Origin of the sequence: Micrococcus sp. APC 4021 (genome assembly GCF_030407635.1) — a bacterium.
GTDB lineage: Bacteria > Actinomycetota > Actinomycetes > Actinomycetales > Micrococcaceae > Micrococcus > Micrococcus luteus.
This window is the reverse complement of record NZ_JASDCZ010000092.1, coordinates 1-9,105: the sequence shown is the minus strand read 5'-3', so window position 1 is coordinate 9,105 and position 9,105 is coordinate 1. Positions and strand designations below refer to the sequence as shown.

The following is a 9,105-nucleotide window of genomic DNA, read 5'->3' as shown; positions in this document are numbered from 1 at the left end:
GTCGCGGGCGCCACCCACGTGGGCGCCGTCCGCGACCTGAACGAGGACGCGTGGACCCTCGTCGGGGAGCCGCTGGTGCTCGCCGCCGTGGCCGACGGCATGGGCGGGCACGAGGCCGGCGAGGTGGCCTCGGCCGCCGCGATCGAGACCCTGCGCCGCCGCGCCCCCGAGGTGCTCGCCCCGGGCACGGCCCACACGCCCCAGGAGCTCGGCCACCTGATCCACGAGGCGGACGCCGCCGTCGTCGAGGCCGGGCTGGGGCGCTCCGGCACCACCCTGACCGTCCTGGCCTGCCTGGACACGGAGCGCGGCCGCTGGGCTGTGGCCAACGTCGGCGACTCCCGGGTGTACCTGCGGCCCGTCGGCTCGCCGGTGCTCCAGCAGCTCACGGTGGACCACTCGGCGGTCCAGATGCTCGTCGACGCGGGGGAGCTCACCCCCGCCGAAGCCCGCGTCCACCCGCGCCGCAACGTCATCACCCGCGCGCTCGGCTCGCGCGAGGCGCTCACGGTGGACGTGGCCGAGGTCCCCCTCGCCTCCGGGGACCTCGTCCTGCTGTGCAGCGACGGCCTGACCGGCGAGCTGCTGGACGAGGAGATCCGCGCGCTGATCGACGACGCCGACACCCTCGAGGACGCCCTCGAGAAGCTCATCGGCGCCGCCCTGTGGCGCGGCGGCCGGGACAACATCACGGCGGTGCTCGTGCGCATCCCCTGACCCGGGTGCGCCGTCCGGGACGCCGACTACGCTGGGCCGGGTGAGCACCCCCAAGGAATCCGCCGCCCAGCCCGATCCGCAGGACATCCCCGCCGCGGACCTGCGGGAGGAGTACGAGGACCTCGTGGAGCGGGTCCGCGCCGCCCGGACCGCCTACTACCAGCGGGACGCCCCGGAGATCTCGGACGCCGAGTACGACGCGCTGTACCGCCGCCTCGAGGACCTCGAGGCCCTGCACCCCGAGCTCGTGGCCAACGACTCGCCCACCCAGGAGGTCGGCGGCGAGGTCTCGGAGGCGTTCGCCCCCGTCCGGCACGGGGCCCGCATGTACTCGCTCGAGGACCTGTTCTCCATCGAGGAGCTCGAGGTCTGGTTCCGCCGCGCGGCGCAGGCCCTGACGCAGGTGCGACCGGGCGTGGCGCCCCGCTGGCTCGTGGAGGTGAAGATCGACGGGCTCGCCGTCGCCCTGCGCTACCGGGACGGGCGGCTCGTGCAGGCCGCCACCCGCGGCGACGGCGTCACGGGCGAGGACGTCACCGCCAACGTGCGCACCATCGGGGACATCCCGCACGAGCTCTCCGGCGAGGGCTGGCCCGCCGAGTTCGAGGTGCGCGGCGAGGTGTTCATGTCCTCCGCCGCCTTCGCCGAGCTCAACGCGCGCCGTGCGGAGGAGGGCCAGACGCCGTTCGCGAATCCGCGCAACGCCGCCGCCGGCGCCCTGCGTCAGAAGGACCCGGCCGTCACCGCGCAGCGCCCGCTGGCCATGTTCGTGCACGGCATCGGCTCGGTCGAGGCGTTCGGGCTGGAGTCCCAGCACGAGGTGTACGACGCGCTCGCGGGCTGGGGCCTGCCCGTCAGCCCCTACACCCGGCTGGTGGAGGGCGCGGACGAGGAGGCACTGGCCGCCGTCGTCGCGGTGATCGAGGAGTACGGCCGGCGCCGGCACGAGCTGATCCACGAGATCGACGGCATCGTGCTGAAGGCGGACGCGTTCGCGGACCAGCGCTACCTCGGCCACACCTCCCGCGTGCCCCGCTGGGCCGCGGCGTACAAGTACCCGCCGGAGGAGGTGCACACGCTGCTGCGGGACATCGCGGTCTCGGTGGGCCGCACCGGACGGGTGACCCCGTTCGCGGTGATGGAGCCGGTCACCGTGGCCGGGTCCACCGTCTCCCTGGCCACCCTGCACAACCAGGACGTGGTCAAGGCCAAGGGCGTGCTGATCGGGGACACCGTGGTGGTGCGCAAGGCCGGGGACGTGATCCCCGAGGTCGTGGGCCCCGTGCTGCCGCTGCGCGAGAAGGCGATCGAGGCGGGCCGGGAGCTGCGCGAGTTCGTCATGCCCACGCACTGCCCCTCGTGCGGCACGCCGCTGGCCCCGGCCAAGGAGGGGGACGTGGACCTGCGCTGCCCCAACGCCCGCTCCTGCCCGGCCCAGCTGGCCGGTCGCGTCGAGCACCTGGCCAGCCGCGGCGCGTTCGACGTGGAGGCGCTCGGCGAGGAGGCCGCCCGCTGGCTCGTCCAGGGCCCCGGCGAGGACCCGGCCGAGCACGAGGGGCAGGTGCGCCCCGAGGGTCCCGGCCCCATCACGGCGGAGGCGCAGATCTTCGACCTCGCCTCCGGCACGCCGGAGGAGATCACGGGCCCCCGCGGCGAGGACGGGCTGACGGACCTGCAGCGCTCCCTCGGCGAGGTCCGCGTGTGGCGCGAGGGCCGTACGAAGGTGGACTGCCGCATGGTGCCCTCGGGCGTGTTCACGCTCAAGCCGTACTTCTTCACCGCCGCCACCGCGAAGAAGCCGTCCGCGCCCACGGCCAACACGCTCCGCCTGTTCGACGAGCTCGAGAAGGCCAAGTCCCAGCCGCTGTGGCGCACCCTCGTGGCGCTGTCCATCCGGCACGTGGGCCCGACGGCGGCCCGCTCGCTGGCCACGGCGTTCGGCTCGATGGCGGCGCTGCGCGCGGCGGCCGAGGCCGGCGACCGGGACCGGTTGGCCGAGATCGACGGCGTCGGTCCGATCATCGCGGACGCGCTCATCGAGTGGTTCGCCGAGGACTGGCACCGGGAGATCGTGGACCGCTGGGCCGCGGCGGGCGTGGTCATGGAGGACGAGCAGGACGAGTCGACCCCGCGCACGCTCGAGGGCCTGACCGTGGTGGTCACCGGCTCGCTCGAGGGCTTCTCCCGCGACTCCGCGAAGGAGGCGATCCTCGTGCGCGGCGGCAAGGCCTCCGGGTCCGTGTCCAAGAAGACCGACTTCCTGGTGGCCGGCGAGGCCGCCGGCTCCAAGCTGGACAAGGCGCAGTCCCTCGGCGTGCCCGTGCTGGACGAGGCCGGGTTCACGGCGCTGCTGGCCGGTGGCCCGGACGCGGTGCGCCCGGCGGACACGGACGACGCCCCCGACGGCGCCGCAGAGGGGGAGGCCTCGGCATGAGCGCGCGCACCACGGTCCCGGGCCTGCTCGTGGTCGCCAAGGCCGCCGCGCGCGCCGGCGCGGACGTCCTGGCCCGGCGCTGGACCGGTCACCACCCGGCCGTCCCGCTGGGCATCGAGGAGATCGGCGCGCAGACGAAGTCCTCCGGCTCCGACTGGGTCACCGACTACGACCGCCGCGCCGAGCAGGCCGTCCGGGAGGTCGTCGCCGGCTACCGCCCCTCGGACGAGATCACCGGCGAGGAGTACGGCGCCACCCGTCCGGCCGAGCCGTCCGGGTACCGCTGGTCCATCGACCCGCTGGATGGCACCACGAACTTCGTGCGCGGGCTTCCGCAGTTCTGCACCTCGGTGGCCGTCACCGGCCCGGTGGACGCCGAGACCGCCGACCTGCTGGGGGTGGCCGAGGGCACCGAACGCTGGCTGGCCGGCGTCGTGGCGGCGCCCGCGCTGGGGCGCACCTGGTACGCGAGCGCGGGCCGGGGCGCCTTCAGCACCGCGGACGCGACGACGGCGGGCGTGGACCTGCCCGACCGCGATGCCGCCCCCGTGCGGCTCACCGGTCCCCTGCCCGGACGCTCGGGGCGACTGCTCGCCACCGGCTTCGGCTACGACCCCGCCCGCCGGGCCCTGCAGGTGCGGGCGCTCGCGGCCCTGCTGCCCGCGTTCGGGGACGTGCGACGGATCGGCTCGGCGGCGCTGGACCTGTGCATGGTCGCCGACGGCACCCTGGACGCGTACGCCGAGTTCGGCACGCAGGAGTACGACTGGGCCGCCGGCGCGTTGGTGGCGGAGGAGGCCGGCGTCGCGGTGACGCGGCCCGCCTCGGCGGACGGCACGGCACATCCTGACTGGATGGTGGCCGGCGACGTGGACGGGTCCGCCCTGGCCGCCGTGACGGGGGAGAGGGCATGAGACGGATCGTCGGAGACCCGTGGTTCTACCCGGTCCTGTTCGTGGCCGGCGGACTGACGTTCATGATCGCGGGGACGCGCCTGCAGCAGGTCGGGATGATCGTGGCCGGGCTCGTCCTGGCCGGCTACGCGGTCACGTACCGGTGGGCGGTGCGGGTCCGCTCGCGGCCGTTCGCCGGCGCGCAGGCGCACGTCGAGCGCGGCGGCGTCGTCGTGTTCTGGCGGCCGGGCTGCCCGTTCACGCGGCGGCTGGTCAAGGAGCTGACGGCGCAGGAGCGGGAGCGCGCCTACTGGGTGAACATCTGGCAGGAGCCGGCGGCCGCGACGTTCCTCGCGGGGCTGCACGAGGCGCGCGACGGCCACCCCCACCAGGCCGTGCCCACCGCCTGGCTGCGTCGGCGCGACTACGTCGTGGCCACGGACGCGACCCGCGCCCGCCTGAAGGACACGCTGCGCCAGCGCGCCGGAGGTGACGCATGAGCGCCCTCGTCCGCCCGCTACGCCCCGAGGACCACGAGGCGGTCGCCGAGCTCACCCTGGCGTCCTATGTCGACGGCGGCCACATCGCCCCCGACGACGCCTACGTGAAGACCCTCATGGACGTGGCCGACCGGGCCGGCCGCGCGGAGGTGCTCGTGGCCGAGGTCGACGGCGAGGTGGCCGGGTCCGTGGTGCTCACCCCGCCCGGCTCGCCCCTGGCCGAGACCTCCGGCGACGGGGAGTACGAGTTCCGCATGCTCGCCGTGCACCCGCGGTTCCACCGCCGCGGGGTGGGCGGCGCCCTGCTGGCCGAGATCGTGGCGCGGGCCCGCGCCGAGGAGGGCGTGGACGCCGTCGTGCTGACCACCATGCCCTCCATGACCGGCGCCCACCGGATGTACGAGCGCGCCGGCTTCGTGCGCGTCCCGGAGCGGGACTGGCTCCTCGCGGACGTGGTGCCGGACCTCGACCCGGCCGACGAGACCGGCCCGTTCCTCGTCTACCGGCTCGCGCTGGACTGACCCCGGGCGGGACATCGGCACCGGGACCCCATTCGGGGCGGGAAATCCCTGTCATGCGGGCCCGGAGCGCCGCGGTGGGGTGGATCTCCCGCCTCGAAGCGGTGGCGGCGGCCGGGCAGGCCCCGGCACTAGACTCGATTCCGATGTGGCCGCCGCCGCGCCGGCGTCGTCCACCCCGCCCCGACCCGTCACACGAGGAGATCCATGCCTGAGATCACCCGGGATCAGGTGGAGCATCTGGCTCGCCTGGCCCACATCCGGATGACCGACGAGGAGCTGGACACGATGTCCGGCGACCTGGAGAAGATCCTGAAGCACGTCTCCGCGGTCCAGGCCGCCGCGGGCGACGACGTGACGCCGACGTCCCACCCCATCGCGTTGGAGAACGTGTTCCGCGAGGACGTGCCGGCCGGCATGCTCACGCAGGAGGAGGCCCTCGACCAGGCGCCGGACTCCGAGGACGGCCAGTTCAAGGTCCCCGCCATCCTGGACGGAGAGTGATCACCCCCATGACCGAGACGTTCGACGTGAACGCGACCCTCGGCGCCCACGAGCTCGTCCGGCTCACCGCGCTGCAGATGGCCGAGCGCCTGCGCGCCGGCACCACCACGTCCGTGGAGCTCGTCCAGGCCCACCTGGACCGCATCGCGGCCCACGACGGCGACGTGCGCGCCGACGCCGACGGCGACCGCGGCGTGCGCGCCTACCTCCACGTGAACACGGACGAGGCCCTCGCCGTCGCCGCCGAGGTGGACGCGATCCGCGCCGCCGGCGGCCCCGAGGCCGACGCCCTGCACCCGCTGGCCGGCGTGCCCGTGGCCGTGAAGGACAACATCGTCACCCGCGGGCAGCCGACCACGGCCGCCTCCCGCATGCTCGAGGGCTGGCTCAGCCCGTACGACGCCACGGTGGTGGCCCGCCTCCGCGAGGCCCGCCTGCCGATCCTCGGCAAGACCAACCTCGACGAGTTCGCGATGGGCGGCTCCACCGAGCACTCCGCGTTCGGCATCACCCGCAACCCGTGGGACGGGGACCGCGTGCCCGGCGGCTCGGGCGGCGGGTCGGCGGCCGCCGTCGCCGCCTTCCTGGCCCCCTTCGCCCTCGGCTCGGACACCGGCGGCTCCGTCCGTGAGCCCGCCGCGTTCACCGGCACGGTCGGCGTGAAGCCCACCTACGGCGCCGTCTCCCGCTACGGCCTGATCGCGATGGCCTCCTCACTGGACCAGATCGGCCCCGCCGCCCGCACCGTGGCCGACGCCGCGGCGCTGCAGCAGGTCATCGGCGGCCCCGACCCGCAGGACTCCACGTCCCTGGCCGACGCGCCGGCGGACCTGACCGCCGCTGCCCGCGGCCGCGACCTGGCGGGGCTGCGCGTCGGCGTCGTGACGGACCTGCCGGCGGAGGCGTTCCACCCGGGCATCCGAGCCGGCTTCGACGAGCACGTCGCGGCCCTGCGGGAGGCCGGCGCGGAGATCGTGGAGGTCTCCTGCCCGAGCTTCGACGCCGCCCTCGGCGCGTACTACCTGATCATGCCCTCGGAGGCCTCCTCCAACCTGGCCCGCTTCGACGGCGTCCGCTACGGCCACCGCGTGGTGCCCGACGGCGGCGGCACGATCGAGCAGGTCATGGGCGCCACCCGCGCCGCCGGCTTCGGCGCCGAGGTCAAGCGCCGCATCATCCTGGGCACCTACGCGCTCTCCGCCGGCTACTACGACGCCTACTACGGCTCCGCGCAGAAGGTCCGCACGCTCGTGCAGCAGGACTTCGCCCGCGCCTTCGAGCGGGTGGACGTCCTCCTCACGCCCACCGCGCCGACCCCGGCGTTCGAGCTGGGCGCCAAGACGGACGACCCGATGACCATGTACGTCAACGACCTGGCCACCATCCCGGCCAACCTCGCCGGCGTCCCGGGCATGTCCGTGCCGGGCGGCGTCGTCGACGGGCTGCCCTACGGCCTGCAGCTGATGGCGCCCGCGCGCGAGGACGCCCGCCTGTACGAGGCCGGCGCCGCGCTCGAACGCCTCGTGGCCGAGCGCCGGGGCGGGCCGGTGTGGGCCGAGGCCCCCGAGCTGGAGAAGGGCGCGCAGCGCGCCACCACCGCGACCACGGCAGGAGGCCGGGCATGAGCCACGCAGAACAGACCATGGACTTCGCGGAGGCGATGGAGCGCTTCGACCCGGTGCTGGGCTTCGAGGTGCACGTGGAGCTGAACACCGCCACGAAGATCTTCTCCTCGGCGCCCAACGCGTTCGGCGACGAGCCGAACACCAACGTGACCCCGCTCGACCTCGGCCTGCCGGGCACCCTGCCGGTGCTCAACCGCGAGGTCGTGGAGTACGCGATCCGCCTGGGCGTGGCCCTGGACGCGCAGGTGGCCGAGACCTGCCGGTTCGCGCGGAAGAACTACTTCTACCCGGACACGCCGAAGAACTTCCAGACCTCCCAGTACGACGAGCCGATCGTCTTCGACGGCCACCTGGACGTCGAGCTGGAGGACGGCGAGGTCTTCCGCGTGGAGATCGAGCGCGCGCACCTCGAGGACGACGCCGGCAAGCTCACCCACGTGGGCGGCTCCGGACGGATCCAGGGTGCCTCCGCGTCCCTCGTCGACTACAACCGTGCGGGCGTGCCGCTCATCGAGATCGTCACCAAGCCGATCGTCGGCGCCGGCGCGCGGGCCCCCGAGCTGGCCCGCGCCTACGTCACCGCGATCCGGGACATCGTGCAGGCCATCGACATCTCCGACGCGCGGATGGAGCGCGGCAACGTCCGCTGCGACGCGAACGTCTCGCTGATGCCCAAGGGCGCCACCGAGTTCGGCACCCGCACCGAGACGAAGAACGTGAACTCCACGCGCGCCGTGCAGCACGCGGTCACCCACGAGATCCAGCGCCAGGCCGCGGTGCTCGCCGCGGGCGGCACCGTGACGCAGGAGACCCGCCACTGGCACGAGGACACCCGCAGCACCACCTCGGGCCGCCCGAAGTCGGACGCGGACGACTACCGGTACTTCCCCGAGCCGGACCTCGTGCCCGTGCACGTGGACGCCGCGTGGGTCGAGCGCGTGCGCGCGGCCCTGCCCGAGCTGCCGGCCGTGCGGAACAAGCGGCTCAAGGCCGAGTGGGGCTTCTCGGACGAGGAGTTCCGCGACGTCGTCAACGCCGGCGTCCTGGACGAGATCGTCGCGACCGTGGAGGCCGGCGCCTCCGCGGCGGCCGCGCGCAAGTGGTGGATGGGCGAGATCGCCCGCCTGGCGAACGTCCGCGAGGTCGCCGTCGCCGAGCTGGGGATCACCCCGGCGCACGTGGTGGAGATCGAGGAGCTGATCGCCGCGAAGACGATCAACGACAAGATCGCCAAGCAGGTGCTCGGCCTGGTGGCCGACGGCGAGGGCGCCCCGAAGGAGGTCGTCACGGCGAAGGGCCTGGCCGTGGTGTCCGACGACGGCGCGCTCACGGAGGCCGTCGACGCCGCGATCGCCGCCAACCCGGACGTGGCCGAGAAGATCAAGGGCGGCAAGATGGCGGCCGTCGGCGCCCTGATCGGCCCGGTCATGAAGGCCACCCGCGGGCAGGCCGACGCCGGCCGCGTCCGCGAGATCGTCCTGGAGCGCCTGGGCGTGTCCTGACGACCGCGCGGGCCCTCAGTCGTCCAGGGCGGCGAGGGTCCGCGCCACGCGGGGCAGGGTCTTGCGCAGCAGGCGCCGCCAGGACCCCGCGGCCAGCCCGCCGACGATCGCGTCCCGGGCCGCCGCGTCGTCGAGCGTCTCCAGGGCCATCGCCCCGAGCCACACGCGGGCCCGGCGCGCCTCGGCCGCGTCCCGGGCCAGGTCGGGGACCTTCTCCTCGCCGTGCCACAGCGCCAGGTAGGCGACGTTGAGGGCGGGGTCCCATGCGCACGCGAAGTCCCAGTCCAGCACCCCGGCCAGCGCCCAGCGCAGCGGGGCGCGCGGGTCCTCGTCCTCGGGCACGGCACGCCAGCGCATGTTGTGCCCGGCCAGGTCGCCGTGCACGAGCGACGGCGGCACGGGCGGCGCGGCG

9 protein-coding genes are annotated in these 9,105 nt (G+C 74.7%); 8 read left to right on the top strand and 1 reads right to left on the bottom strand.

The window, feature by feature from the left end; translation table 11 throughout:
- From QL983_RS08585 to gatB, 8 genes are all read left to right on the top strand, one after another.
- A partial coding sequence (locus tag QL983_RS08585; protein WP_290152317.1) for a protein phosphatase 2C domain-containing protein occupies nucleotides 1-717 on the top strand: 717 nt, incomplete at its 5' end.
- A 40-nt stretch (nucleotides 718-757) separates the two neighbouring features.
- Nucleotides 758-3,151, top strand: a complete 2,394-nt coding sequence (gene ligA, locus QL983_RS08580) for an NAD-dependent DNA ligase LigA (RefSeq protein ID WP_020625515.1) — start codon at nucleotides 758-760, stop codon at nucleotides 3,149-3,151.
- Nucleotides 3,148-4,065, top strand: coding sequence for an inositol monophosphatase family protein (locus tag QL983_RS08575; RefSeq protein WP_020625516.1), 918 nt, complete (start codon nucleotides 3,148-3,150; stop codon nucleotides 4,063-4,065). The genes ligA and QL983_RS08575 overlap by 4 nt, the downstream gene beginning before the upstream one ends.
- Entirely contained in the window at nucleotides 4,062-4,544 is a 483-nt protein-coding gene (locus tag QL983_RS08570; protein WP_100058894.1) for a hypothetical protein, read from the top strand. The genes QL983_RS08575 and QL983_RS08570 overlap by 4 nt, the downstream gene beginning before the upstream one ends.
- Nucleotides 4,541-5,065, top strand: coding sequence for a GNAT family N-acetyltransferase (locus QL983_RS08565; RefSeq protein WP_002854352.1), 525 nt, complete (start codon nucleotides 4,541-4,543; stop codon nucleotides 5,063-5,065). The genes QL983_RS08570 and QL983_RS08565 overlap by 4 nt, the downstream gene beginning before the upstream one ends.
- A gap of 204 nt (nucleotides 5,066-5,269) precedes the next feature.
- Complete coding sequence (gene gatC, locus QL983_RS08560; protein WP_020625519.1) at nucleotides 5,270-5,566, top strand: Asp-tRNA(Asn)/Glu-tRNA(Gln) amidotransferase subunit GatC; 297 nt, start codon at nucleotides 5,270-5,272, stop codon at nucleotides 5,564-5,566.
- Between the two features lie 8 nt (nucleotides 5,567-5,574).
- Nucleotides 5,575-7,191 carry an Asp-tRNA(Asn)/Glu-tRNA(Gln) amidotransferase subunit GatA gene (gatA, locus tag QL983_RS08555; protein WP_205781732.1) on the top strand — a complete coding sequence of 539 codons (1,617 nt, stop codon included), beginning with the start codon at nucleotides 5,575-5,577 and terminating at the stop codon, nucleotides 7,189-7,191.
- Entirely contained in the window at nucleotides 7,188-8,693 is a 1,506-nt protein-coding gene (gatB, locus tag QL983_RS08550; RefSeq protein ID WP_069941780.1) for an Asp-tRNA(Asn)/Glu-tRNA(Gln) amidotransferase subunit GatB, read from the top strand. Before gatA ends, gatB begins: the two co-directional genes overlap by 4 nt.
- 15 nt (nucleotides 8,694-8,708) lie before the next feature.
- Here the strand turns inward: gatB and QL983_RS08545 are convergent.
- The coding region (locus tag QL983_RS08545) for a phosphotransferase (RefSeq protein ID WP_290152310.1) at nucleotides 8,709-9,105 on the bottom strand (397 nt) is incomplete at its 5' end.

Excerpts from the sequence above, each read along its gene's own strand:
- QL983_RS08575 (WP_020625516.1), top strand. The coding sequence starts at position 3,148 with ATGAGCGCGCGCACCACGGTCCCGGGCCTGCTCGTGGTCGCCAAGGCC.
- QL983_RS08570 (WP_100058894.1), top strand. The coding sequence starts at position 4,062 with ATGAGACGGATCGTCGGAGACCCGTGGTTCTACCCGGTCCTGTTCGTG.
- QL983_RS08565 (WP_002854352.1), top strand. The coding sequence starts at position 4,541 with ATGAGCGCCCTCGTCCGCCCGCTACGCCCCGAGGACCACGAGGCGGTC.
- gatC (WP_020625519.1), top strand. The coding sequence starts at position 5,270 with ATGCCTGAGATCACCCGGGATCAGGTGGAGCATCTGGCTCGCCTGGCC.
- gatA (WP_205781732.1), top strand. The coding sequence starts at position 5,575 with ATGACCGAGACGTTCGACGTGAACGCGACCCTCGGCGCCCACGAGCTC.
- gatB (WP_069941780.1), top strand. The coding sequence starts at position 7,188 with ATGAGCCACGCAGAACAGACCATGGACTTCGCGGAGGCGATGGAGCGC.